This window comes from Tropicimonas sp. TH_r6 (assembly GCF_033101155.1).
Taxonomy (GTDB): Bacteria; Pseudomonadota; Alphaproteobacteria; order Rhodobacterales; family Rhodobacteraceae; genus Tropicimonas.
Genome location: NZ_JAWMPX010000005.1, coordinates 61,285 through 85,133 on the forward strand (window position 1 = coordinate 61,285; position 23,849 = coordinate 85,133).

Sequence of the window (23,849 nt, forward strand, 5' to 3'; positions counted from 1 at the left end):
GCCTTCACCTCCCCGCGCCCGGGGTCAGACGGCCTCAATGGCCGGGTTCGGAGACCTTCGACCGACCCGCAGTGCGGATTTCTTCCAGCTTGCGCTTGAGCTTCAACTGACGACGGTTCTGATAGGCCGTGATCAGCGGCAGCGAGACATGATAGGCGATGAGGCCCACGATCATCCCCGGCAGGATGCCGCCGATAAGGAAGGGGAAGAACACCTCGTCATAGAAGACGCCAAGCCGATGCCAATTGGCGACGTCGTCGGTGAAAAGCGCCTGGAAATTGGTCCAGAGATCGGCGAAGGCGCCGGAAAACTTCTTCATCAACCCTGCGCTGATCTCCTCTGCCCCGCCTTCGCGCAGCCGTTCGGCGACCTCCGGATGCACGTCGATCCCGAGGAACCAATAGCCAAGCTTGAGCGAGATTGCGGCGATGAAGGGGAAGGTGATCGGGTTGCCAAAGAAGGTCGCGAGCAGCGCGGCCAGGATATTGCCACCAACGATCTTGGCGATCACGAAGGCGACAAGGAAATGCAGACCGTAAAGCGGGGTGAAGGACACGCACACACCGCAGAAAATCCCGCGGGCAATGCGTTGCGGCTTGTCGGGAAGCCGCCGGATGCGGTGCTGCACATAGATCGCAGCACGCCCCCAGCCGCCACGTGGCCAGAAGCTTTCGGCCACGATCCGGAGCCAGCCCCGTTTTTCCCGCCTCTTGAAGACCACGCCTCAAGACCTCTCAATCGATTTCCGCGACGCCCTGCGCCTTGCGATCGGCATCTCGCAGGCGCGCAACCTCTGCAACATCATTATCAGCCTCCAGCGCCGTCCGAACCATATGCAGATGTTCAACATCCCGCAGGTCAACGTCGATTTCGAGGCGATAATAGTCCGGCTTTCTGTCCATGAATTGCAGATTGGAGATATTGGCCTTCTGCTCGCCAATCAATGTGCAGATTCGCCCCAGTACCCCGGCATCGTTGCTGATCGTCATCTCCAGTGTGACGGAGTAGATCGCCGGGTGCAGGCCCGAATGCCAATGCAGGTCCACCCAACGGTCCGGCTGGTCCTCCAGTTCGACCAGGGTCGGGCAGTCGATCGCATGCACCACGACCCCCTGGCCACGATAGGTGATCCCGACAATGCGCTCGCCAGGCACCGGCTGGCAACATTTGCCACGCGTCGCGGTCTGGTCAGCGGCGAGACCGAGGACGGCGCGCTCGCGTTCGACCTCCTCGCCTTCGCGGGCGGCCAACTCGGGATAGAGTGTCGAGACCACGTCCCGGGCGGTCAGCTCGGCCGAGCCGAGCCGCGCCAGCAGCTCCTTGTCATCCTGCAGACCGAGCTGCTTGGAGGCCGTTTTCAGCGCCTTGGTGGTGGATTTCTTGCCGATATGCTCGAAAGCGACCCGTGCCAGCTCGGCGCCGAGCTTGATATAGCGCTCGCGATTTTCTTCGCGCAGGCTCCGGCGGATCGCCGACTTGGCCCGACCGGTCACGACGATATCAAGCCAGGTCGCCTGCGGTCGCTGGCCCTCGGCGGTGATAACCTCGACCGACTGGCCGTTCTTCAGCCGCGTCCAGAGCGGCACGCGCACCCCGTCGATCTTGGCGCCGACACAGCTGTCGCCGATCCGGGTGTGGATGCCGTAGGCATAGTCGAGCGGCGTCGCCCCTTTGGGCAGCTTGACCACGTCTCCCTTGGGCGTGAAGCAGAAGACCTGATCGGAATACATCTCGAGCTTCATGTGCTCGAGGAAATCCACGCTGTCGCTCTCGCTGAACCGCTCGGAGAGGGTCGAGATCCATTCGGCGGGATCAACCGCGAAAGGGTTTTCGGCGCGCACGCCATCTCGGTAGGACCAATGCGCAGCGACGCCCGATTCGGCGACCTCGTGCATCTGGCGGGTGCGGATCTGCACTTCGACCTGCTTGCCGTCGCGCCCCGAGACGGTGGTGTGGATCGAGCGGTAGCCGTTGGATTTCGGTTGGCTGATATAGTCCTTGAACCGTCCCGGAACCGCCTTCCAGCGCTGATGGATCGCGCCGAGAACGCGGTAGCAGTCCTGAACGTCATGGGTGATGACCCGAAAGCCGTAGATGTCCGAGAGCCGCGAGAACCCGAGCCCCTTTTCCTGCATCTTGCGCCAGATCGAATAGGGTTTCTTGGCCCGCCCGAAAACATCGGCATCGATGCTGACCTTGTCGAGCTCCAGCCGGATGTCATGGGTGATCTTGTGGATCACGTCGCCGGTCTCGCGTTGCAGCGTGATGAAACGGCGGATGATCGAGCTCCGCCCCTCGGGGTTCAAAACGCGGAAGGAGAGATCCTCCAACTCCTCGCGCATAGATTGCATCCCCATGCGGCCCGCGAGCGGCGCATAGATGTCCATCGTTTCGCGCGCCTTCTGGGCCTGCTTTTCCGGGCGCTGATACTTGATCGTCCGCATGTTATGCAGGCGATCCGCCAGCTTGACGAGAATCACGCGCAGGTCTTTCGACATGGCGATCAGCAGCTTGCGGAAATTCTCCGCCTGCTTGGTCTCGGAGCTGGAAAGCTGAAGGTTGGTCAGCTTGGTGACCCCGTCGACCAGCTCGGCCACGTCTTCTCCAAACAGCCGCACGACGTCGGAATAGGAGGCGCGCGTGTCTTCGACCGTGTCGTGCAGCAGCGCGGTGATGAGCGTGGCATCGTCCAGCCGCTGCTCGGTCAGCAGCGCCGCGACGGCAACGGGATGGGTGAAATAGGGTTCGCCGGAATGCCGCGTCTGGCCCTCGTGCATCTCCTGCCCGAAAGCGTAGGCTTCGCGAATCTTGTCCGTATCGCTGCGCGGATTGTAGGCGGAAACAAGGGCGATCAGGTCTTCGACGTCGATCATCTGCGACTCAACTCGTCCCCTTGCCCGTGCGCATGCCGGGACTTCTTACCTAGGTTCCTGTGCGTCCATCAGAGCGCGGAGCAGCTTTTCCTCGTCCATGTCGTCGGAGTCGGGCTTGTCCGGTGCTTCGGCGCCCATCAGCAACGCCATCGAATCCTCTTCCGGCTCATCGACTTCGATCTGGGTCTGGTTCGCTTCGATCATGCGTTCACGCAGATCGCCCGAAAGCTGGGTCTCATCCGCGATTTCGCGCAGCGCAACGACAGGGTTCTTGTCATTGTCACGGTCCACGGTCAGCTGCGACCCGGAAGAGATCTCGCGCGCACGATGCGCGGCGAGCATCACCAGCTCGAAACGGTTCGGAACCTTGTCAACGCAATCTTCTACGGTCACGCGGGCCATAGGGAACTCCAGTCCTGCCATCGGTGGGAGCATGTCTGATACAGACCCTCGCCGCGGAGCGCAAGGGATTCGGTATCTTCAAATACGTGAAATGCCGCTCAGCTGCGCGTCTGTCAATGCCGCGCACAACTGCGCGGCGCTGCGCCCCAGGACCGGATGGCGCCAGTCCGGCGCGATCTCCGCCAGCGGCACGAGCACGAAACCGCGGTCCTGGATCCGGGGATGCGGCAGCAGGATCTCGTCCGGAAAGAGCGTCTTCTGCTGTTCGAACGGCAAGTCATGCCAATACCACCAGGTTTCGAGTCCGGGCATCACCGAGCCACCATGATCGAGCAGGTCGAGATCGAGGGTCCGCGCGGCCCATCGGTTTGCCCGCTCGCGATCGAACCTGCGCTCGACCGCATGCAGATGTTCCAGCAGTTCTCCCGCGCCCAGCCGCGTCTCGATCATCGCCACAGCATTGACATAGTCCGGCCCCGCACCATCTGGAATGCAAGGGGTGCGATAGAGACTGCTATGCGCGAGAACGGTGACCATATCGGTCGCGATTGCCGAAAAAGCATCCTTGACTATGTCGATACTGCCCCGCGCTTCACCTTTCGTCAGGTGTGCGACATTCGACCCTAGGGCAATCATGGACTTTGTGTCGCTTTTATGACTTGATATGACTTGCGACACGGTAGATTTCCCTTAATTAGTTGTGGACCGCCGCGAGCTGACCACTCAACCACTCACTCTGGTTCGCGCGGTATACCGAAAGGATATTTGATGTTCTACAGAGATGAGCGGCTTGCGCTCTTCATCGACGGATCAAATCTCTATGCGGCCGCAAAGGCGCTCGGGTTTGATATCGACTACAAGCTTCTACGTCAGGAATTCATGCGTCGTGGAAAGCTGCTGCGTGCCTTCTACTATACTGCGCTGCTTGAGAATGACGACTATTCTCCGATCCGGCCGCTGGTAGACTGGCTGCATTATAACGGCTTCACGATGGTGACCAAGCCGGCAAAGGAATATATCGACAGTCAGGGCCGTCGCAAGGTCAAGGGCAACATGGATATCGAGCTGACGGTCGATGCCATGGAACTGGCGCCGCATGTTGACCACGTTGTGCTGTTCTCCGGCGATGGCGATTTCCGTCCGCTGGTGGAAAGCCTGCAACGCTCCGGTGTACGCGTCTCGGTCGTCTCCACGATCCGCAGCCAGCCGCCCATGATCGCCGACGAACTGCGTCGCCAGGCCGACAACTTCATCGAGCTGGACGAACTCAAGGACGTGATCGGCCGACCGCCGCGCGAACCGCGCCCGGAAGCCATTCGTGCCGAGGAATATGCGCGCGACTGACATTTACGGTCCTGCGATGAAGATGGCCCGCCTTTTGGCGGGCCGTCTTCATTTTCGGGGTATGTCTGCCAAACAGGGCGGCCTGCCGTGATGTCGCCGCTTGGATGCGCTGCGCATTGATGGACACGGCACCGAGGTCGACCCCCGTGATTTCGCTGGCAGAGGCCCTCGCACTGCGTTAGCCGGACGCCATGAGCACCCCGTTCGAGGCCCCCACCCAATCACGCCCTCTGGCAATGACGCTTATGCTGTCGGCATCGGCGCTCGTCGCTGTGACCACGCTCTTCGCCAAGGCGCTCGGCACCGATGCGCTCGGTCCGGCCCTGCACCCGATACAGGTCACGCATGGCCGGTTCCTCTTTGCCTTCCTGAGCCTGACACTGGCCGCCACAGTGCTTCGTCCGCGGATCGACCGGCCCCATTGGCGCCTGCACATCGCCCGGACCTCTGCCGGCTTCCTTGGCGTGACACTGATGTTCGCGGCCGTCGCGCGGATCCCGATGTCGGATGCGACGGCAATCACCTTTCTCAACCCGGTTTTCGCCATGATGCTGGCAATCCCGCTGCTTGGCGAAACCGTCGAACGCTGGCGCTGGAGCGCGGCCGCCATCGCGCTGATGGGCGCTGTGATCCTGCTCAGGCCCGGACCGGACAGCTTCCGGCCGGACGCATTGCTGGCGTTGGGCTCGGCAGTGGTGATGGGGCTGGAGGTGATCTTCATCAAGAAGCTCGCGGGGCGGGAACGCCCGTTCCAGGTGCTCCTCGTCAACAACGCCATCGGACTCTGTATCGCCAGCGCCGCGGTGCTGCCCGTCTGGACACCGCCGACGCCTGCCCAATGGGCCGCATTGGCCGGGCTCGGCGCTGCGATGGCGTGCGCGCAGACCTGCTATATCAACGCTGTGGCGCGCGCGGATGCCAGTTTCGTCGCCCCGTTCGCCTACTCCACGCTTGTCTTCGCCGCGCTCTACGATGCGGCGATCTTTGGCACCCTGCCGGACTGGGTTTCTTTTCTCGGAGCAGGCGTGATCCTCTCGGGGGCCGCTGTGCTCGCCTGGCGCGAAGGGCGTCGGGTCAGGGCTTGAGCCGCTTGCCCGCGCGCATCATCCGCCAGCAGAGGAAGAGAATGACCGCCGTGGCCGCCGCGAGGATGGCAAGCCCAAGCAAGGCCGGTGAGTCAGAAATGCCGAGCACCGAGTAGCGCACCCCATCGATCAGGTAGAACATCGGATTCCAGTGCAGCAGGAGCTGCATGCGCTCCGGCACTGCCTCGACAGAGTAGAAGGTGCCTGAAAGGAAAGAGAGCGGGGTGATGATGAAGTTCGAGATCGCCGCGAGCTGGTCGAATTTCTGCGCATGGATGCCGGCCATGAGGCCAAGCCCGGCCATCAGGGCCGCCCCGAGCACGATATAGCTCAGCGCCAGAAGGGGCGCGCGGATTTCCAGCCCGATGATGGGCATCATGACGAGGCCGATCGGGATCGCGACAAAGAGGCCGCGCGCGACACCGCCGGCGACATAGCCGGTGACCAGTTCGCCCGCCGAGAGCGGCGGCATCAACGTGTCGACGATATTGCCCTGAACCTTCGAGACCAGGATCGAAGAGGAGGTGTTGGCAAAGGCGTTCTGGACCACCGACATGGTCAGGATACCCGGCGCGATGAAATGCAGATAGGCAAAGCCCATCACTTCGCCGCGCCCCGGCCCGATTGCGATGGAAAAGATCGCGAGGAAAAGCCCGGCGGTGACCAGCGGTGCCATGATGGTCTGCATCCAGACGGTGAGGAAGCGGCGGATCTCGCGCTTGGTCAGCGTCGCAAGGCCCAGCCAGTTGACGCGGCCGAAGCGGCGTTCGCCCATGCTCGTGATTTCGCTCATCGCTTTCTCTCCCGGGACGGGTTTGCCCCGGCCCTGCTTGTAACCCCCCGGCGAGCGACATAGAATAGGAGAAACCTGTTGGCGAGGGCGGCGTCGGGAAATCTCCCGATGGCGCCTTTGACTGTTTTGGAGAGCGGCGAATGTCCTGGACCGAAGAACGTGTCGAGACCTTGAAGCGGATGTGGGGCGAGGGCCAGAGTGCCAGCCAGATCGCCAAGGAGCTTGGCGGCGTGACCCGCAACGCGGTGATCGGCAAGGTGCACCGCCTGGGTCTGTCGAATCGCAATGGCGGTGGCGGCTCGGACAAGGCGAAGACAGCAGCCCCGGCCGCGGATGCTGCTCCTGAAAAGCCCGCGCCCAAGGCAGAGAAGCCCGCGCCGAAGCCGGCGAAGGACACGCCGGCCCCCGCGCCCAAGGCAGCCGCCAAGCCCGAACCCGCGAAGGAAGAGCCGCAAGCGCCGGCAACTCCGGCACGTCTCCAGATCATTCCCGCCGGCCAACCGCTGCCGCCGCAACCCTCGGCCAACGAGATCAGCCCCGAGGCGCTGGCATCTGTGCGCGAGGTCGAAAAAGGTGCGCGCAAGCTGACACTGATGGAACTGACCGAACGGACCTGCAAATGGCCGATCGGTGACCCGGCGACCGAAGAGTTCTGGTTTTGCGGCCTGCCCGTCCAACAGGGCAAGCCCTATTGCGAGGCGCATGTCGGCGTGGCTTTCCAGCCGATGTCCTCGCGCCGCGACCGCAAACGCTGACATCCGCGCCTGAGGGGGGCGCTGCCCCCTCCCCGGCCGCGCGTTTCCCAGCCTGCCCGGGGAGGTTGGTTTTAAGGCGATTTCTCTATGACAGCGCCGCTGTGGTAATACTTCGTGCGAAACGCGACATGCGCCTCGCGTTTCGTGGCCCCGTCACCCCGCTCAGCGTCGATTTCCCCTCGTTTATCCATCCCCTGATAACCCTCGTTCCCGTCACCTCGACGCGCGGATGATCCGGTGATGCGCCAACCTGATCCGGCACGGACGACATCGTCGAAGGGTTGGCGCAGTCCCGAATCCACCAACCGGTAATTCATGCAATACAGGTGGACCGTGTAGCCGCGGCGCATCTTGATATCGATCTTCTCGGAGCCGACATGGTGCAGCCCCTTCACGATCGTCACATCAGAACTGTCATCGATCACGGCCTGAACCGCTTCGCGCACCTCGGGAGGTTGCACGCGCAGGATTGATGGCGAGACCGATCGGATGATCGACAGGATCTCCGCCTTGTCAAAGGCTGGATTCACGTCGTTGTTATCGCCGGTATTCCAATAATCAGTCCAGTTTACGGGCATCTTTCGTCCTCCATTATCGGTTCATTAAATGCATGGATCCCGGGTTGCGCACTGCGACTCGAACAATCCATTCTTAAAAACAACGACTTACCCTGCAATTGACCTTAGGGTAGCCGCTTAATGGGCCATTTCACAAGCTTCGTGTGGGAGACTGCGGTCGGCTGAAGGTCGCGGACGCGAATGACCGGATGCACATAACAACCTGCATTCCTGCAGGAAGAAGCTGCGTTGGCTCACCGGGCAATTTCAGATAAGCCGACCGGCAGCGAGAAGGGGAGACATAGGTGTCTGCGATCATTTCTGTCAGGGATCTGGAGAAGACCTACGAAGGTGGCTTCGAGGCGCTCAAGGGCGTAAGCCTCGAGATCGAGGAGGGCGAGATCCTGGCCTTGCTCGGGCCGAACGGCGCGGGCAAGACAACCCTGATATCGACGATCTGCGGGCTGGTCTCGCCAAGCTCTGGCACTGTCTCGGTTGGCGGGCATGACATCGTGCAGGATTTCCGGGCTGCGCGCGCGATGATCGGGTTGGTCCCGCAGGAGATAACCATCGAGCCGTTCGAGACGGTCCTCAACACTGTACGCTTCTCGCGCGGCCTTTTTGGCAAGCCGCGGGATGACGGCCACCTGGAACGCGTCCTGCGCGCGCTCTCGCTCTGGGAGAAGCGCGACAGCCGCAACCAGCAGCTCTCGGGCGGGATGAAACGGCGGGTGCTGATTGCGAAAGCGCTGAGCCACGAACCGCGCGTGCTGTTTCTCGACGAGCCGACAGCGGGCGTGGATGTCACCCTGCGCCGGGAGATGTGGGACCTTGTGCGCCAGCTGCGCGCCGACGGTGTTACCATCATCCTGACCACCCATTACATCGAAGAGGCCGAGGAGATGGCCGACCGGATCGGCGTGATCGATCACGGGCGGCTCTTGCTGGTCGAGGAGAAGGCAAAGCTGCTCCACCAGCTCGGCCGCAAGGAGCTGGTGCTGGAGCTGGGGGAACCTCTGGACACCGTACCCAACGCGCTTGGCGATTTTGCCCTGCAGCTCTCCGACGACGGGTTGCGGCTGACCTACGAGTTTGACGCTCATGCCGAGCGCACCGGCATGACCCGGCTGCTGGGCGCCGTGGCCGGCGCGGGTCTGTCCCTGAAGGACCTGACAACGCGGCAGAGCTCGCTGGAGGATGTCTTCCTCAAGCTGGTCGACAAGGGAAGGAACGCGCAATGAACTGGCAGGCTGTCTTGTCGATCTACCGGTTCGAGATGAACCGCACCTTCCGGACGCTGGCACAGAGCATCGTCTCTCCCGTCCTGTCGACCGTGCTCTATTTTGTCGTCTTCGGAACGGCGATAGGACAGCGGATCGACACGGTGGACGGCATCCCCTATGGCGCCTTCATCGTGCCGGGGCTGATTATGCTGACCCTGCTGCAGCAATCGATCTCCAATGCCTCCTTCGGCATCTACATGCCCAAGTTCATCGGCACCTTCTATGAGCTGCTCTCGGCCCCCATCTCGGTCCTCGAGATTGTGCTGGGCTATGTTGGCGCGGCCGCCACCAAGGCGCTGATGATCGCCGTGATCATCCTGATCACGTCCACTTTCTTCGTCGATTTCACAATCGCACATCCGGTCTGGATGGTGGCTTTCCTGGTACTGACCTCTCTCAGCTTCGCGCTGCTGGGGTTCATCATCGGCATCTGGGCGAAGAATTTCGAGCAGCTCCAGCTAATTCCGCTTCTCGTGGTCACCCCGCTCGTCTTTCTCGGCGGGGCCTTCTACTCGGTCTCCATGCTGCCGTCCGGTTGGCAGACCGTCAGTCTGTTCAACCCGGTGGTTTACCTGATCTCGGGCTTTCGCTGGTCCTTCTTCGGCGTGGCGGACGTCCCTGTCGGGATATCACTGTTCGCCATCGCGATCTTCCTGAGCGCCTGTCTCGCCGCGATCTGGTGGATCTTCAGGACCGGCTGGCGGATCAAGCCCTGACCGCCAGCCCGCGCGGAGTCAGCAGTCGCGACGCGCCGTCATCCCGGCTTCAAGCTCGGAGCGCGACAGACCGATATCGTCGAGCTGGTGATCGCTCAGCCGTTCCAGCACGCGGCGCTCGCGGTGGCCGCGATCCATTTCAAGAAGCCAGTGAAGCAGCCGCGAGCCGATGGAGCTGTGGGCGGTTTGGGGGGCGGAAATGCGGGTCTCGGAAATATGTTGCATCGGATTCTCCTGTTCGATCTGACAACTCCATCCTGCGCGCCCGCCGCAACGCCAACGCAATCGGCAGCGCAAAATCCGGGCGTCGCAGCGCAATTTCTTCGTGAAAAGCGACAGCGCATTTGATCTGCCAGCGTGAAACCCGCTACTTTCGAAATCCATGACACATGCGCTCACTTTGCGCCTCGAAGGCAGCTTCGAGGCCCTGGGCCCTGCCGATATGCCCATCGAGGGCCTGTCGAAGCGGGGACAGGCGCTATTGGCCTATCTCGCCTGCCAGCCGGGCATGGTGGCGTCGCGCGTTGTGCTGATGGAACTGCTCTGGTCGGAGCGCAGCCGCGAACAGGCCAGCGCCTCCCTACGCCAGGAATTGTCGCGGCTCCGGCGCATCCTGCCGGAGGCGGTGCTGGCAGCAGACCGCTCCGACGTGCGCCTTCAACTCGATACACTCCGGATCCTGCCGGGACAGGGCGCCCCCTTGCTCGACGGGTTCGACCTCGCGTCGCGTGGCTTCGAGGACTGGCTGCGGGATGAACGCGCGCGGCGGCTGGACCGGGCGCGCGAGAACTGGTTGGCCGAAGCGAGCGCCGCTCTGGAGGCTGGCGATGGCAAGACCGCGCAGGACGCCGCCCTGACCGCGCTGGACGTGGACCCGGCAAGCGAGCTTGCCATGCAGGTGCTCTTGCGGGCGGCCCTGCGCGGCGGCGACCGGCCGGGGGCGCTCGCCCGGCTGAAACGCTTCGAGACCTACCTCGCCGAAGAGCTCGACCTGTCCCCCCTGCCGGAAACCTGCGCCCTCGCCGAGGATCTCAGGCAGGGCGCGCCGGCCGTTGCGGCACCGCCCGTAGCCCCCGAGCTCTGCGCGACGGGCAAGGACGGGCGACCGGTTCTGGCGATCCTCCCCTTCGACGAGATCGGCTCCGACCCGAATGACATGTTCGCGGATGGGGTTGTCGAGGAGATCACCGCCTCCCTCAGCCGCAGCTGCGATTTCCACGTCATCGCGCGCCAGTCGAGCTTTGCCCTGCGCGGACAGGATGTGCCCGCCGAGGAGGCCGGTGCGCGGCTCGGCGCAGATTACCTGCTCGAAGGCAGCCTCCAGCGGGCCGGCGACCGGGTGCGCATCACCACGCGGCTGGTCCTGTCCCGGAGCCGGCATGTCCTGTGGTCCGACCGCCAGGACGAGCGGCTGGACAACCTGTTCGACCTTCAGGACCGCATCGCCGCCCATGTCGCCGGACAGCTCTCGCCCAACCTGCGCAGCGCCGAGATCGAGCGCGCGCGCGCCAAGGCGCCGCGGGACCGGACCGCCTATGACCTCGTGCTGACGGCCTATCCGTGGTTCTGGTCGCATCGCCGCGAGGACAATTCGCGGGCACTGGCTCTCTACGACGAAGCGCTGGCCTGCGACCCGGACTATCCGCTGGCGCGGTCGATGAAGGCGTGGTGCCACGCGCAGCAGGGATGCTACCTCTGGAGCACCACCCCGGACGCGGATCGTGACGCCGTCGAGGACCTGGTGTCCCGCACGTTGCCAATGGTCCAAGACGACCCCAACGCGCTCGTGGCCCTCGCTGCGGCGATCACGATCTCCAAGCATGATTACAGCCTGTCGGAAACCTGTCTCGACCGGGCCCTGGTGCTCGATCCAAACAATGCCTGGGGCTGGCTGCGACGGGGTTGGAACAACGTGTTCTCCGGGCAGGTCGAAGCCGCCCTGGCGCATTTCGACATCATGGAACGCCTGAGCCCGCTGGATCCGTTCCATTTCAACCTGCTCTTCGGCCGTTCCGCGGCATTGCGAGCGGCGGGGCGGTATGACGAGGCCATAGACCTGATCGAGCGGGGATTGCAGGAAGGGTCCGGCGCCACCTGGGCCTATCGCATGCTCTTTGGAACCCATTTTCTGGCGGGCAACCGCGCCGAGGCACTGGCGGCGGCCAGAAAATGGCGCGAGACCAATCCGCAGGTCACCCCCGAGATGATGGCGACGCAGCTTCCCAACTGGACCCATGATCCGGACTACATCGCCGCCTTGCAGTCGATTTGCGATTTCGTGTGAAAGCCAAAGCCGGGCTTTTCGCGCCGCGCCTTCCCGTCTATACGCCGCCCATGTCCAGCAACCCGCCCGATCTCCGCCCCGACCTCGCCCGCGCGCAAGTCTCCGAGTCCAGCCGCCCCGGCCAGCCGACCATCGGCATGGTCTCGCTCGGCTGTCCCAAGGCGCTGGTCGACAGCGAACGGATCCTGACCCGGCTGCGCGCCGAGGGCTACGGGATCTCGCCTGATTACGCGGGCGCGGACGCGGTTATCGTCAACACCTGCGGCTTTCTCGACAGCGCCAAGGCCGAGAGCCTGGAAGCCATCGGCGAGGCGCTCAAAGAGAATGGCAAGGTGCTGGTCACCGGCTGCCTTGGCGCGGAGCCGGACTATATCACTGGCGTCCACCCCAAGGTGCTCGCCGTCACAGGCCCGCATCAATACGAGCAGGTGCTGGACGCCGTCCATGCCGCCGTGCCACCCGATCCCGACCCGTTCGTGGACCTGATGCCGGCCAGCGGCGTCAGCCTCACCCCGCGCCATTACAGTTATCTCAAGATCTCCGAGGGCTGTAACCACAAGTGCAAGTTCTGCATCATCCCCGACATGCGCGGCCGCCTTGCCAGCCGCCCCGCCCATGCGGTGCTGCGGGAGGCGGAGAAGCTGGTCGAGAGCGGCGTGAAGGAGTTGCTGGTCATCAGCCAGGACACCTCGGCCTATGGCGTCGACCGCAAGCATGACAGCCACCCGTGGAAGGGCGGCGAGATCCGCAGCCATATCACCGACCTTGCCCGCGAGCTGGGCAAGCTCGGCGCCTGGACCCGGCTGCATTACGTCTATCCCTACCCGCATGTGCGCCAGCTGATCCCGCTGATGGCCGACGGGCTGGTCCTGCCCTATCTCGACATCCCCTTCCAGCACGCCCATCCCGAGACGCTCAAGCGCATGGCCCGCCCTGCCGCTGCCGCCAAGACGCTGGACGAGATCGCCGCCTGGCGCGAGGTCTGCCCGGGTCTCACCCTGCGATCGACCTTCATCGTCGGCTATCCCGGCGAAACGGAGGCGGAGTTCCAGACCCTTCTCGACTGGATGGACGAGGCGCGGCTCGATCGGATCGGCTGCTTCCAATACGAGAATGTCGATGGCGCGCGCTCCAACGACCTGCCGGATCATGTCCCGGCAGAGGTCAAGCAGGACCGCTGGGAACGCTTCATGGAGAAGGCGCAGGCAATCTCCGAGGAGAAGCTGGCCGCGAAGGTCGGGCAGCGGATGGAGGTGATCGTCGATCTGGTCGAGGAAGATGCCGCCACCTGCCGCACCAAGGCCGATGCGCCGGAGATCGACGGCAATCTCTTCATCGACGAGGGTTTCGAGGCGCTGGAACCCGGCCAGATCGTCACGGTCGAGGTGGATGAGGCCAGCGAATACGACCTCTGGGGCCGGCTGGTCTAACGCTGCGGCACGGAATAGAGTTCGTAGCCATCGGCGACAGCAACCAGCACCGCGCCGGTCTCGGTCATGAAGACGCCGGTTCCCTCGTAATCCACCGGGCATCCGACGAGATCGGAGGCATCGCCCAGGAACTGGTTGGTGAACTCGTTCTCGCCGACGCGGACGCATTGATCGGCCGGATCACGATATCCCGCACCAAGCGGGAGGGTCGCACCGGCCATCTCGGTACAGGTCACAAGCGTCAGGGCCAGGGAAGCAAAATAGAGTGCACGCATAATTCTCTCCTGCAAACGCGCTCTATACTACCACAGGACGCGGCCGCTCCTCAGAGTCGATGATCGAAATAGTAGCGCACAGCGTCCTGCACCCGGCGAAAGCGGTCGCCGCCGAGCTTCACCCCGCCATACCAGCGCGTCACCACGACGATATGGCCCTCCAGCCCCTCGCGTTCGAGCATGCGCAGGATCACCATCCCCGCGCCGCTCTCGCCGTCGTCGTTCTTGAGCGGTCCACCGGGCAGCAGAACGGCCCAAGTGTTATGGGTCGCCTTGGCAAACTTCTTCTTGCGGCAGAGCGTCTTGACGAAGGTGACAGCCTCTTCCCGGCTGGCCACCGGACCACCGGACACGGCATATTTCGATCCGCGATCCGTGAGAACTGCGTCAAAGACTTCCATGGCCGAGGCTCTAGCGTTGAATGACGGGGAGCTCAATGCGAGCTCAGTGCGGGCGCAACGAGTCCAGCATGCGTCCGTTGGGACAGAAATCCGGCGCACGGGTCATCTTCGGCATGCCTCGTTGCCCGCCCAGCCAATGTTGGCAGGACGAGACATTGCAGCAGCTCTGGCAGGATTGCACGAGGCCAAGATAGCCCTCCGCGCTCAGCCGGCCTTCATCCATCGCCTCACGGAAGTTGAGCCCGATACAGCGCCCAACACTTCGCGTCAGCCAGAAGTGGAAATCGGTATCGCCCGGAATGCACATGTGGCCCTCCGTCATTCAGCTCTGTTTCTGTTCGGATAGCCGCCCCGTCTCCTGCGTTGCCTTCAGCGCAGCAAACAGCTTGGCGTTCACGCAATTCTCCGGGGCTGCTTCGGCTTCGGGATTCTCGTGCAGCCAATGCGGGCAGTCCCCACCCCAGTCGCAGCCTCGACAGCGATGGACCGTTTCGGCCCATTTCGTCTGGCTGAAACGTCCCTCGTCGATAGCTGCCTGGAGGTCGACGCCAGCAGCCTTGGCCATGCTCAATGCCAGCCAGTAATGGTCTCTTTGCGGGCCGAGAGGTTTCATTGCGGCAGTCCTGTCTTCGATATGTCGGCGGCAGAGGTGACATCTCGATCTCGTTGGCGCTTTGACACAGGTCAAGCAAACGTCTTGATCCGGCCAAAGGGCCAAAAACAGCCGATGTTAGCGCCGCACCACACCAAAAAGCGCTCAAAAAAACCTCCGATCCGGAAATATCGCCACTTTTTCGAGCAAAACCCGAATCCGGCCTCACATCGCAGGTCCACCGAAAACACCCGGCCTCGTGTCCCGGAAAGGCTGACAGCGGGGCGGTCCCCCGTTAGACTCTCCGCATGTTTACCATCGAGCATGAATTCGATTCCACCGTGATCACCCTTGTCGACGAGGGCGATATTCCCATCCATGAAGACATCACGATCAATGCCTTCGAGGAATGCATCACGATCGAGCAACTGGAACCGCAGACTGACAGGGTCCAGAAGATCACCCTGTCGCCGGAGCAGCTGAGGGACCTTGCCGCGGCGCTGAACCTGCCGGAGGGCGTGTACCAACTGCGCGAGATGCGCGACTAGCCCCCTGGCGAAAGAACCGAATACCGCATGGATCGAAGCCCCCCGTCCTCCCCGCGCCTCGCCGCGCGCGCGCTCGTGCTTGAGCGCGGGCGCCTGTTGCTGGTCAATGCCTGGCCCGGACCGGCATGCGACCTCTGGTGTGCTCCCGGCGGCGGCGTGGAACCCGGGCAGTCGCTCCCCGAGAACCTGCAGCGCGAAGTCATGGAGGAGACCGGCTTGCAGATAGCGGTCGGCGCGCCCTGCCTCGTCAACGAGTTCCACGATCCCGGGTCCGGCTTCCACCAAGTGGAGGTTTTCTTCCGCTGCGAACTGGTCGCTGGCAGCCTGTCAGAGAGTTGGCAAGACCCCGAGGGCGTCGTGAGTCACCGCCAATGGGTCACCAGGGACAGCATCGGGACGTTGCGCGTGAAGCCGGATTCACTGGCACAGGCAGCCTGGGGCGAAGGCCTGCTCTACGACCCGCTCGAGCGCCTGGTGCGCTGACTCCTTCGGCCGGCGGCACTACGCGGCTGAACCTGTACACAAAGCGCCCATGAAAAACTGCGCGCCACCCGACACAGCTCGCACCGCGAGATGTCTCGATCCGAGGTGCGGCTGAGCTCGTCAAACTCGACGGAGCGCACAGGACGCGTGCGCCTGGGCACTTGCACCGGCAGCCGGGACGATTACATCGAGTGTCCGCGCACAGGCACGCCGGTCCCTCCCTGCCGTTCGAACAAAAGGAACACGACATATGTCAAACAATTACCAACCGCCCAAGGTCTGGACCTGGGACACCGAAAACGGTGGCGAATGGGCAAGCGTCAACCGCCCCATCGCCGGTGCGACTCATGACAAGGTGCTGCCGCGCGGGCGCCACCCGCTCCAGCTCTATTCTCTGGCCACTCCGAACGGACAAAAGGTTACGATCCTGCTCGAGGAATTGCTGGCCGCGGGCGAAAGCGGTGCGGAATACGATGCCCACCTGATCCGGATCGGCAATGGCGACCAGTTCTCGTCCGGTTTCGTCGAGGTGAACCCGAACTCTAAGATCCCGGCGCTTCTGGACACCGAGACAGGCTCGCGCGTATTCGAATCCGGTGCGATCCTGCTATATCTGGCAGAGAAATTCGGGCGCTTTCTGCCAAAGGATCCCGCAGCGCGGACTGAAGCGTTGAACTGGCTCTTCTGGCTGCAGGGCTCCGCGCCCTATCTCGGCGGCGGGTTCGGACATTTCTACGCCTATGCGCCGGAAAAGTTCGAATACCCGATCGATCGCTTCACCATGGAAGCCAAGCGTCAGATGGACGTCCTTGATCGGCGCCTCGCCGAGAGCCGTTTCCTTGGTGGCGAGGACTACTCGATCGCCGATATTGCGACCTGGCCCTGGTATGGAAATCTCGTGCTTGGCAATCTCTACGACGCAGGCGAATTCCTCGATGTCCAGAGCTATGCAAACCTGCGCCGTTGGAGCGACGAGATCACAGCTCGCCCGGCCGTTGCGCGTGGCCGGAAGGTCAATCGCACATCAGGCCCGCTCGAGGAACAGTTGCACGAGCGCCATGACGCCTCCGATTTCGAGTTGCGCACACAAGACCAGTTGGAAATCGCGAGCTGACGGGATCGTCAGACCGGTTATCATTTTCTGATCCCAGGCCCTCGTCGAAACACCGGCGGGGGCTTTCTTGTGCCGGTTTTGCGGATCCGGGCCGTCGCGGCATGTCAGCCCCCCACAGCGACTGTCAGCGAGTCGGAAACAAAGAGCCGGTAACCTTCTCTAAAAGATTGGGGCAAAACCAGACGCATCTGGCCCCTCCCCGCCGCAATGAGGCCAAAGCGTGGCGAAGTTGGGCCCACTCTTCGCCCGATTCACGCCATTTCCTGAAGATTCAAGGCTTTTCCGGGCCATAATTCCCCATTTGGAAACATTCCGTCTCCAATTTCCACCACGATCTTCCTTCGGAAATTCCACAAAGCTTCCCTGCACCCGCCCCTTTCCTGAACAATTCTCAACGCTGACAGGGATTGTCGCCGCAGCGGAGGAAGAGCCCCCCGCTCGCCCCCGATGCGGCCTCGAACAGGGACACGAGCATGACAGTAAGAACCGGATCGCACCCACCTCTCGGGCATCATGCCCAGACGCTCCTGCGTTGCCTCGTCGCCTCCTATTTTCTCGCCGGTGCGATTGGGCTGTTTCCGGGGATAGATCTGCTACCACTCACCGAACGAACTCTGCCAGCCTCCTTTGCCGGGCCAATTTCGGCCACATCCATCTTCTTGCTCGCTTACATGATCATGGTCGGAATCTGGTTGCGCGGCGCCGCGCTCCTGCTCGGGATCCTGACCTTCTGGGCCAGTTACCTGCGGATGATGGAGCAAGGGATGGGTACCGATCTGGGCGTGTTCTGGCGCGACCTGGCGTTGATCGGCGCGCTCATGCTGACCTATTCCCGCTCCCGCGGAAACATCCTGCTCCAGAAAACATACCGGCCCGAGCTGAATGCGCCCAATCTAAACTCGTCTCAAGACCGGCTCTCCATGGAAGAGATGGAAGAGCTGTTTCAGGAAGATTTCGAGCACGCCCGCACCGGTTGATCCGCCGCGCGGCCTTTCAAAAGGGTCGCCGATCCCCTAGATCGGCCCCATGACAAAATCCCTTCATATCATCGGAGGCGGCATGGCCGGCTCCGAAGCCGCCTGGCAGGCCGCCGAACTGGGCGTGCCTGTCGTCCTGCACGAGATGCGCCCGACCGTCGGCACCTTCGCCCACCGGACCGGCAATCTCGCCGAGATGGTCTGTTCCAACTCCTTCCGCTCCGACGATGACGAGAACAACGCCGTCGGCCTGCTGCATTGGGAGATGCGCACGGCGAACGGCTTGATCATGACCACGGCAGACGCCTTTGCGGTCCCCGCTGGCGGCGCACTGGCCGTAGACCGCGATCCCTTTGCCGAAGAGGTCACGCGCAAACTCCACGCCCATCCCAATGTTACGATTGCCGAGGGCGAGATCTCCGCCCTTCCCGGCCCCGGGGACGGTCCCGTCATCATCGCCACCGGCCCGCTGACCTCCGGCGCACTGGCCGAAGCCATCGCCGCCGAGACGGGTCAGGACAGCCTCGCCTTTTTCGACGCCATCGCCCCTATCGTCTATTTCGACTCCGTGGACATGGAAACGGCCTGGATGCAGTCGCGCTATGACAAGGGCGAGACCGAGGCCGAGCAGAAGGCCTATCTCAACTGCCCGATGGACAAGGCCCAGTACGAAGCCTTCATCGATGCGCTGCTCGCTGCCGAGAAGACCGAGTTCAAAGCCGGCGAGACGGCGAAATATTTCGACGGTTGCCTGCCCATCGAAGTCATGGCCGAGCGTGGCCGCGAGACCCTGCGCCACGGGCCGATGAAACCGGTCGGCCTGACCAACTCGCATCGTCCCGAGGACAAGGCCTATGCCGTCGTCCAACTCCGGCGCGACAACGCGCTCGGCACGCTCTACAATATCGTCGGCTTCCAGACGAAGATGAAATACGGCGCCCAGACGGAGGTGTTCCGCATGATTCCGGGGCTGGAAAATGCCCGTTTCGCCCGGCTCGGCGGCATTCACCGAAACACTTTCATCAACTCGCCGACCCTGCTCGACGACCAGATGCGCCTGAAGTCGAAGCCACATATCCGCTTTGCCGGCCAGATCACCGGCGTCGAAGGCTATGTCGAGAGCGCCGCGATGGGCCTGATCGCCGGACGCTTGGCCGCCGCCGAGCTGCGCGGCGAAACCCTCCCGCCCGTCCCGGTCGACACCGCCATGGGCGCGCTCATGAGCCATATCACCGGCGGCGCCGAGGCAAAGACTTTCCAACCGATGAACGTGAATTTCGGCCTCTTCCGCCCGGTTGACGCGAAGGGTGGCCGCAAGGGGCGGAAGGTCCGCTACAAGATCTATACAGACCGCGCCAAGGCAGCCTGGAGCGACTGGCTCGGCCTGCCCGCACCCGCCCCCGCGATGGAGCCTGCCCCATGAACTATGTCCTCGCCCTTCTCCTGCCGCCGTTGTCGATCATGATCGCAGGACGGCCGATCCTCGGGATCATCGTCTTCGTGATCTGGCTGCCTGCGGTGATCTTTTCCGGCGGCCTGACCCACCCGATGTTCATCCTGCTGGCCTGGTTCCTGATCCACCAGGGCGTGGTGACCAAGGGGCCATGAGGACCCGCTTCGCGCCCTCCCCCACCGGGCCGCTGCATCTCGGCCACGCCTATTCGGCGCTTCTGGCATCCGACATGGCGCGAAAGGCAGGCGGCACGTTTCTGCTGCGCATCGAGGATATCGACCGCAGCCGCGCCCGGCCCGAATGGGAGGCGCAGATTTTCGACGATCTGCACTGGCTCGGCCTCGACTGGCCGGAGCCCGTCCTGCGCCAGTCCGATCGGCTGCCGGCCTACCGTGCCGCGCTTGAAACGCTTTGGGCGCGCGGCCTCCTCTATCCCTGCACCTGCCGTCGCCGCGATATTCTCGAAGCCGCCAGCGCGCCGCAGGAAGGGACGGAACCACCGGTCGGTCCGGATGGCATCGTCTATCCGGGCTCCTGCCGTGGCAAGGCCCGTCCGACCGCGATGCCGGACGAGCCGCTCAGGCTCGATATGCACAAAGCCCTGCGGGAGACAGATGTCGTGTCGTTCCGGGAGGACGGTGCCGGCCCGGATGGCGAGACCGGCCTGCAGGTCATCCACCGGGACCAGATGATCGACGGCATCGGCGATATCGTCCTTGTCCGCCGCGACATGGGCACATCCTACCACCTCGCCGTCGTGCTCGATGATGCGGCTCAGGACATCACCCATGTCATCCGCGGCCAGGATCTCTTCGAGGCCACGGCGATCCATGTCCTGTTGCAAATGCTGCTTGGCCTGCCGACTCCGCGCTATCACCACCACCGCCTGATCCGCGACGAGGCCGGCAAGCGCCTCGCCAAGCGGGATGACGCGCGCGCAATCTCGAAGTACCGAGCCGAAGGTGACACGCCGGCAGATATCCGGGCCCGCGTCGGTCTGAACTAAAACGGACGGAACGCGCCATCCTACCGGGGCAATGAGATCCCGAGATGATCCGACAGAGAGCGGCAATAGCTGGTCCAGTCCCGAAACTCCTCGCTGAAGACGAAGAACGCGCCGCGCGAGTCCCAGGCTGCTGTCTTCTCGGCCTCGAGGTCGCAGATATAACCGGTCGGATCTGTTCGCCCTTCTGCCCGCGCCCGCGCCTCGGCCGCTGCAAGAAATGTCTCGCCGAGCTGCTCCAGCGCGAGCCCTTTGCCCGCGTGGCGGCGTTCCGGGTAGGCGCGGTTCGAGATCGTGAAAAGCGCCGCGCAATCGACGAGGCTCTCGCTGAACGGCTGGCCCGCTTCGGCGCGGACCGCCCCGAGGGCGACGCAAAGACAGGTCAGACAAAGCATAAGGGGACGCATTTTCTCTCCGACAGGGCTGCAACAGCATCCTGCACGGAAAATGCGGCGAAGATTTGAAATGCTATTCGGCCGCCACACGTCCGGCCGCTGCCAGCATCGGCTTGAGATAGCGCCCTGTATGGCTCTCCGGTTCCTCGGCCACTTGCTCCGGCGTTCCCGTCGCCACGATCCGCCCCCCTCCATCGCCGCCCTCAGGCCCGATATCGATGATCCAGTCCGCCGTCTTGATGACATCGAGATTATGCTCGATCACCACGACAGAATTGCCTTGCTCCACCAGTTCATGCAGGACCTCAAGGAGCTTGCGGACATCCTCGAAATGCAGCCCCGTGGTTGGTTCATCGAGGATATAGAGCGTGCGGCCCGTCGAGCGCTTGGCCAACTCCTTGGAGAGCTTTACCCGCTGCGCCTCGCCGCCCGAGAGCGTCGTCGCCTGCTGGCCGACCTTGATATAGCCCAGCCCCACGCGGACCAGCGCATCCATCTTCTCCCGGATCGAGGGCACCGCCTTGAAGAAGGCCTGCGCATCCTCGACCGTCATGTCGAGAACATCGGCAATGCTCTTTCCCTTGAACTTAATCTCAAGGGTTTCGCGGTTATACCGGGCGCCATGACAGGTTTCACACGTAACATAGACATCCGGCAGGAAGTGCATTTCGATCTTGATGACACCGTCGCCCTGGCAGGCTTCGCAACGCCCCCCTTTGACGTTGAAACTGAAGCGCCCTGGTTTATAGCCGCGGGCCTTTGCCTCTGGGAGCCCGGCAAACCAGTCCCGAATCGGGGTAAAGGCGCCGGTATAAGTCGCGGGGTTTGAGCGCGGCGTGCGCCCGATCGGGCGCTGGTCGATATCGATCACCTTGTCGAGATGCTCCAGCCCCTTGATCGTCTCGCAGGGCGCCGGCGTCTGACGCGCCCCGTTCAACCGCATCGAGGCGGTCTTGAACAGGGTCTCGATGGTCAGGGTGGATTTGCCGCCGCCGGACACGCCAGTCACGCAGACGAATTTCCCTAGCGGGAAATCGGCCGTCACCTGCTTGAGATTGTTCCCGGTGGCCTTGACCACCGAGACCTTCTTGCCATTGCCCTCGCGTCGGAGCTGGCTGATCGGGATCTCGCGCGTGCCGTTGAGATATTCGCCGGTCACGGAGCCTTCATGCGCCATGATCTCCGCTGGCGTGCCGCAGGCCACGACCGCGCCGCCATGCACGCCCGCGCCGGGGCCGATATCGAAGACGTAATCCGCCTCGCGGATCGCCTCTTCGTCATGCTCGACCACGATCACCGTGTTGCCCTGGTCGCGCAGGTTCTTCAGCGTGCCCAGCAGCCGGTCATTGTCGCGCTGGTGCAGCCCGATGGAGGGTTCGTCGAGCACGTAGAGCACGCCCGTCAGGCCCGAGCCGATCTGGCTGGCCAGCCGGATGCGCTGGCTCTCGCCACCGCTCAGCGTGCCCGAGTTGCGCGACAGCGAGAGGTATTCCAGGCCGACATTGTTCAGGAAGCCAAGCCGCTCGCGGATCTCCTTCAGGATCGCCCGGGCAATCTCGTTCTTCTGGACGGTCAGGCTGGCCGGAACGCTCTCGCACCAGTCGAGCGCCTCCTTGATCGACATCTGCACAACCTGACCGGCATGCAGAAGCCCGCCCTCACCGCCCTCGGCGGACCCGATCTTCACCGCCAGCGCCTCGGGCCGTAGCCGGAAGCCGCCGCAGCTGCCGCAGGGGCGGTTGTTCTGGTACCGCTCGAATTCCTCGCGAATCCAGTTGGAATCCGTCTCCCGGTAACGCCGCTCCATGTTCGGGATCACGCCCTCGAAGCTTCGGGTCACCTGGTAAACGCGCCCGCCTTCGTCATAGCGGAACTCGATCTCCTCCTCGCCGGAGCCTTGAAGGAAGACCTGCTGGACCTTCTTTGGCACGTCCTTCCAGCGGGCATTCTTGTCGAACTCGTAATGCTTTGCGATGGCCTCGATGGTCTGCAGAAAATAGGGCGACTTGCCTTTGCGCCAGGGCGCCAGCGCCCCATCCGCGATCTTGAGGGTTGCATCGGGCACCACGAGGCGCTCATCGAAGAAGAGCTCGACCCCAAGCCCGTCACATTCGGGACAGGCTCCAAAAGGGGCGTTGAAAGAGAAAAGACGCGGCTCGATCTCGGGGATGGTGAAGCCGGAGACCGGGCAGGCGAAATTCTCAGAGAAGGTGAGTCGTTCCGGTTCACCGTCCTCAGCTTTCGGCGCGGTCTCGAGGATGGCGATGCCGTCGGCGAGATCCAGAGCGGTGCGGAAGGAATCTGCCAGCCGGGTCTCTATGCCCTCGCGGACCACGATACGATCAACCACGACATCGATGTCATGGCGGAACTTCTTGTCGAGCTTGGGCGGCTCGTCGAGATCGTAGAAGGCGCCGTCCACCTTGACCCTCTGGAAGCCCTGCTTGCGCAACTCCAGGAATTCCTTGCGGTATTCCCCTTTCCGGTCGCGCACGATGGGGGCGAGCAGGTAGGCACGCGTGCCGTCCTCCAGCGTCGCCACGCGGTCGACCATGTCCTGTACCTGCTGCGCCTCGATGGGCAGGCCGGTGGCGGGCGAGAAGGGCGTGCCGACGCGGGCGAAGAGAAGCCGGAGATAGTCGTAGATCTCCGTCACCGTGCCGACGGTCGAGCGCGGGTTCTTCGATGTCGTCTTCTGTTCGATGGAGATCGCCGGGGAGAGGCCGGTGATGTGGTCCACATCCGGTTTCTCCATCATGTCGAGAAACTGCCGCGCATAGGCGGAAAGCGATTCCACGTAGCGCCGCTGCCCCTCGGCATAGATCGTGTCGAAGGCGAGGCTCGACTTGCCAGAGCCGGAAAGTCCGGTGATCACAACCAGTTCGTCACGCGGAACATCCACGTCGATATTCTTGAGATTGTGCTCGCGCGCGCCGCGCACCTCGATGAACTTCTGTTCAGCCATGCCTCACCCCTTGACGGATGGACCACCAGATAAGCGATCAGGGCGGATTCTCCAATCGCAAAATGAGAACAAAATATAAACATGGCGGCAATTCCGCCCATCACAGCCCTTTCAGATGCGC

General features: G+C 63.1%; 27 protein-coding genes. 14 read left to right on the forward strand and 13 right to left on the reverse strand.

The annotated features are described in order from the left end of the window. Nucleotides 1–34 precede the first annotated feature (34 nt). From R3X27_RS06985 to folK, 4 genes are all read right to left on the reverse strand, one after another. On the reverse strand, nt 35–721 hold the full coding sequence (locus tag R3X27_RS06985; RefSeq protein WP_317708121.1) for a DUF2062 domain-containing protein: 687 nt from the start codon (nt 719–721) through the stop codon (nt 35–37). A 13-nt stretch (nt 722–734) separates the two neighbouring features. Beyond that, nucleotides 735–2,873 (reverse strand): bifunctional (p)ppGpp synthetase/guanosine-3',5'-bis(diphosphate) 3'-pyrophosphohydrolase, encoded by a 2,139-nt coding sequence (locus tag R3X27_RS06990; protein ID WP_317708122.1) that lies wholly within the window; start codon nt 2,871–2,873, stop codon nt 735–737. Between the two features lie 45 nt (nt 2,874–2,918). Beyond that, the gene (rpoZ, locus tag R3X27_RS06995; protein ID WP_317708123.1) at nt 2,919–3,275 is read right to left on the reverse strand and encodes a DNA-directed RNA polymerase subunit omega; all 357 of its coding nucleotides are present in this window, start codon (nt 3,273–3,275) and stop codon (nt 2,919–2,921) included. A gap of 78 nt (nt 3,276–3,353) precedes the next feature. After that, on the reverse strand, nt 3,354–3,953 hold the full coding sequence (folK, locus tag R3X27_RS07000; protein WP_317708124.1) for a 2-amino-4-hydroxy-6-hydroxymethyldihydropteridine diphosphokinase: 600 nt from the start codon (nt 3,951–3,953) through the stop codon (nt 3,354–3,356). Nucleotides 3,954–4,043: 90 nt separating this feature from the next. On the opposite strand from folK, the gene R3X27_RS07005 reads away from it, so the two are divergent. Together R3X27_RS07005 and R3X27_RS07010 are read left to right on the forward strand one after the other, a co-directional pair. After that, a complete protein-coding gene (locus R3X27_RS07005) occupies nt 4,044–4,619 on the forward strand; it encodes an NYN domain-containing protein (protein WP_317708125.1) in 576 nt (191 codons plus the stop codon). Nucleotides 4,620–4,810: 191 nt separating this feature from the next. Then, complete coding sequence (locus R3X27_RS07010; protein ID WP_317708126.1) at nt 4,811–5,704, forward strand: DMT family transporter; 894 nt, start codon at nt 4,811–4,813, stop codon at nt 5,702–5,704. Here R3X27_RS07010 and R3X27_RS07015 read toward each other — a convergent pair. Next, nucleotides 5,694–6,497 (reverse strand): ABC transporter permease, encoded by an 804-nt coding sequence (locus R3X27_RS07015; RefSeq protein WP_317708127.1) that lies wholly within the window; start codon nt 6,495–6,497, stop codon nt 5,694–5,696. The two genes, R3X27_RS07010 and R3X27_RS07015, sit on opposite strands and share 11 nt — an antisense overlap. 140 nt (nt 6,498–6,637) lie before the next feature. Between R3X27_RS07015 and R3X27_RS07020 the strand changes: the two genes are divergently transcribed. Next, nucleotides 6,638–7,252: a GcrA family cell cycle regulator gene (locus R3X27_RS07020; RefSeq protein ID WP_317708128.1), complete on the forward strand. Its 615-nt coding sequence runs from the start codon at nt 6,638–6,640 to the stop codon at nt 7,250–7,252. A gap of 71 nt (nt 7,253–7,323) precedes the next feature. Here R3X27_RS07020 and R3X27_RS07025 read toward each other — a convergent pair whose 3' ends face one another. Then, a complete protein-coding gene (locus R3X27_RS07025) occupies nt 7,324–7,830 on the reverse strand; it encodes a hypothetical protein (RefSeq protein WP_317708129.1) in 507 nt (168 codons plus the stop codon). A gap of 284 nt (nt 7,831–8,114) precedes the next feature. On the opposite strand from R3X27_RS07025, the gene R3X27_RS07030 reads away from it, so the two are divergent. Together R3X27_RS07030 and R3X27_RS07035 are read left to right on the forward strand one after the other, a co-directional pair. Beyond that, nucleotides 8,115–9,050, forward strand: a complete 936-nt coding sequence (locus R3X27_RS07030) for an ABC transporter ATP-binding protein (RefSeq protein ID WP_317708130.1) — start codon at nt 8,115–8,117, stop codon at nt 9,048–9,050. Next, nucleotides 9,047–9,808, forward strand: coding sequence for an ABC transporter permease (locus R3X27_RS07035; protein ID WP_317708131.1), 762 nt, complete (start codon nt 9,047–9,049; stop codon nt 9,806–9,808). Before R3X27_RS07030 ends, R3X27_RS07035 begins: the two co-directional genes overlap by 4 nt. An 18-nt stretch (nt 9,809–9,826) precedes the next feature. Here the strand turns inward: R3X27_RS07035 and R3X27_RS07040 are convergent, their stop codons facing one another. Next, nucleotides 9,827–10,033, reverse strand: a complete 207-nt coding sequence (locus R3X27_RS07040; RefSeq protein ID WP_317708132.1) for a DUF1127 domain-containing protein — start codon at nt 10,031–10,033, stop codon at nt 9,827–9,829. A 157-nt stretch (nt 10,034–10,190) separates the two neighbouring features. On the opposite strand from R3X27_RS07040, the gene R3X27_RS07045 reads away from it, so the two are divergent. Both R3X27_RS07045 and rimO read left to right on the forward strand, forming a co-directional pair. After that, nucleotides 10,191–12,092 carry a tetratricopeptide repeat protein gene (locus R3X27_RS07045; RefSeq protein ID WP_317708133.1) on the forward strand — a complete coding sequence of 634 codons (1,902 nt, stop codon included), beginning with the start codon at nt 10,191–10,193 and terminating at the stop codon, nt 12,090–12,092. A 50-nt stretch (nt 12,093–12,142) separates the two neighbouring features. Beyond that, nucleotides 12,143–13,522 (forward strand): 30S ribosomal protein S12 methylthiotransferase RimO, encoded by a 1,380-nt coding sequence (gene rimO, locus R3X27_RS07050; RefSeq protein WP_317708283.1) that lies wholly within the window; start codon nt 12,143–12,145, stop codon nt 13,520–13,522. Here the strand turns inward: rimO and R3X27_RS07055 are convergent. The 4 genes from R3X27_RS07055 to R3X27_RS07070 are packed head-to-tail and all read right to left on the reverse strand — an operon-like array spanning nt 13,519 to nt 14,811. Continuing rightward, nucleotides 13,519–13,797 (reverse strand): hypothetical protein, encoded by a 279-nt coding sequence (locus R3X27_RS07055; protein ID WP_317708134.1) that lies wholly within the window; start codon nt 13,795–13,797, stop codon nt 13,519–13,521. The genes rimO and R3X27_RS07055 overlap by 4 nt on opposite strands. Before the next feature lie 50 nt (nt 13,798–13,847). Further along, nucleotides 13,848–14,198 carry a YigZ family protein gene (locus tag R3X27_RS07060; protein WP_317708135.1) on the reverse strand — a complete coding sequence of 117 codons (351 nt, stop codon included), beginning with the start codon at nt 14,196–14,198 and terminating at the stop codon, nt 13,848–13,850. A 43-nt stretch (nt 14,199–14,241) separates the two neighbouring features. Continuing rightward, nucleotides 14,242–14,520, reverse strand: coding sequence for a DUF6455 family protein (locus tag R3X27_RS07065; RefSeq protein WP_317708136.1), 279 nt, complete (start codon nt 14,518–14,520; stop codon nt 14,242–14,244). After that, nucleotides 14,521–14,811 carry a DUF6455 family protein gene (locus R3X27_RS07070; RefSeq protein WP_317708137.1) on the reverse strand — a complete coding sequence of 97 codons (291 nt, stop codon included), beginning with the start codon at nt 14,809–14,811 and terminating at the stop codon, nt 14,521–14,523. It abuts the gene before it with no gap. A gap of 287 nt (nt 14,812–15,098) precedes the next feature. On the opposite strand from R3X27_RS07070, the gene R3X27_RS07075 reads away from it, so the two are divergent. From R3X27_RS07075 to gluQRS, 7 genes are all read left to right on the forward strand, one after another. Continuing rightward, complete coding sequence (locus tag R3X27_RS07075) at nt 15,099–15,338, forward strand: hypothetical protein (protein WP_317708138.1); 240 nt, start codon at nt 15,099–15,101, stop codon at nt 15,336–15,338. Nucleotides 15,339–15,365: 27 nt separating this feature from the next. Further along, complete coding sequence (locus tag R3X27_RS07080; protein WP_317708139.1) at nt 15,366–15,821, forward strand: NUDIX domain-containing protein; 456 nt, start codon at nt 15,366–15,368, stop codon at nt 15,819–15,821. A 250-nt stretch (nt 15,822–16,071) separates the two neighbouring features. Further along, entirely contained in the window at nt 16,072–16,935 is an 864-nt protein-coding gene (gene yghU / locus R3X27_RS07085) for a glutathione-dependent disulfide-bond oxidoreductase (protein ID WP_317708140.1), read from the forward strand. A 473-nt stretch (nt 16,936–17,408) separates the two neighbouring features. Further along, complete coding sequence (locus tag R3X27_RS07090; protein WP_317708141.1) at nt 17,409–17,912, forward strand: hypothetical protein; 504 nt, start codon at nt 17,409–17,411, stop codon at nt 17,910–17,912. Nucleotides 17,913–17,961: 49 nt separating this feature from the next. Then, nucleotides 17,962–19,335 carry a methylenetetrahydrofolate--tRNA-(uracil(54)-C(5))-methyltransferase (FADH(2)-oxidizing) TrmFO gene (gene trmFO, locus R3X27_RS07095; protein ID WP_317708142.1) on the forward strand — a complete coding sequence of 458 codons (1,374 nt, stop codon included), beginning with the start codon at nt 17,962–17,964 and terminating at the stop codon, nt 19,333–19,335. Further along, entirely contained in the window at nt 19,332–19,520 is a 189-nt protein-coding gene (locus R3X27_RS07100; protein WP_317708143.1) for a hypothetical protein, read from the forward strand. Before trmFO ends, R3X27_RS07100 begins: the two co-directional genes overlap by 4 nt. Next, nucleotides 19,517–20,371 (forward strand): tRNA glutamyl-Q(34) synthetase GluQRS, encoded by an 855-nt coding sequence (gene gluQRS / locus R3X27_RS07105; protein ID WP_317708144.1) that lies wholly within the window; start codon nt 19,517–19,519, stop codon nt 20,369–20,371. The genes R3X27_RS07100 and gluQRS overlap by 4 nt, the downstream gene beginning before the upstream one ends. A 20-nt stretch (nt 20,372–20,391) precedes the next feature. Here gluQRS and R3X27_RS07110 read toward each other — a convergent pair whose 3' ends face one another. Then, complete coding sequence (locus tag R3X27_RS07110; protein WP_317708145.1) at nt 20,392–20,775, reverse strand: hypothetical protein; 384 nt, start codon at nt 20,773–20,775, stop codon at nt 20,392–20,394. A 61-nt stretch (nt 20,776–20,836) separates the two neighbouring features. Next, on the reverse strand, nt 20,837–23,728 hold the full coding sequence (gene uvrA, locus R3X27_RS07115; protein WP_317708146.1) for an excinuclease ABC subunit UvrA: 2,892 nt from the start codon (nt 23,726–23,728) through the stop codon (nt 20,837–20,839). Between the last annotated feature and the right edge of the window lie 121 nt (nt 23,729–23,849).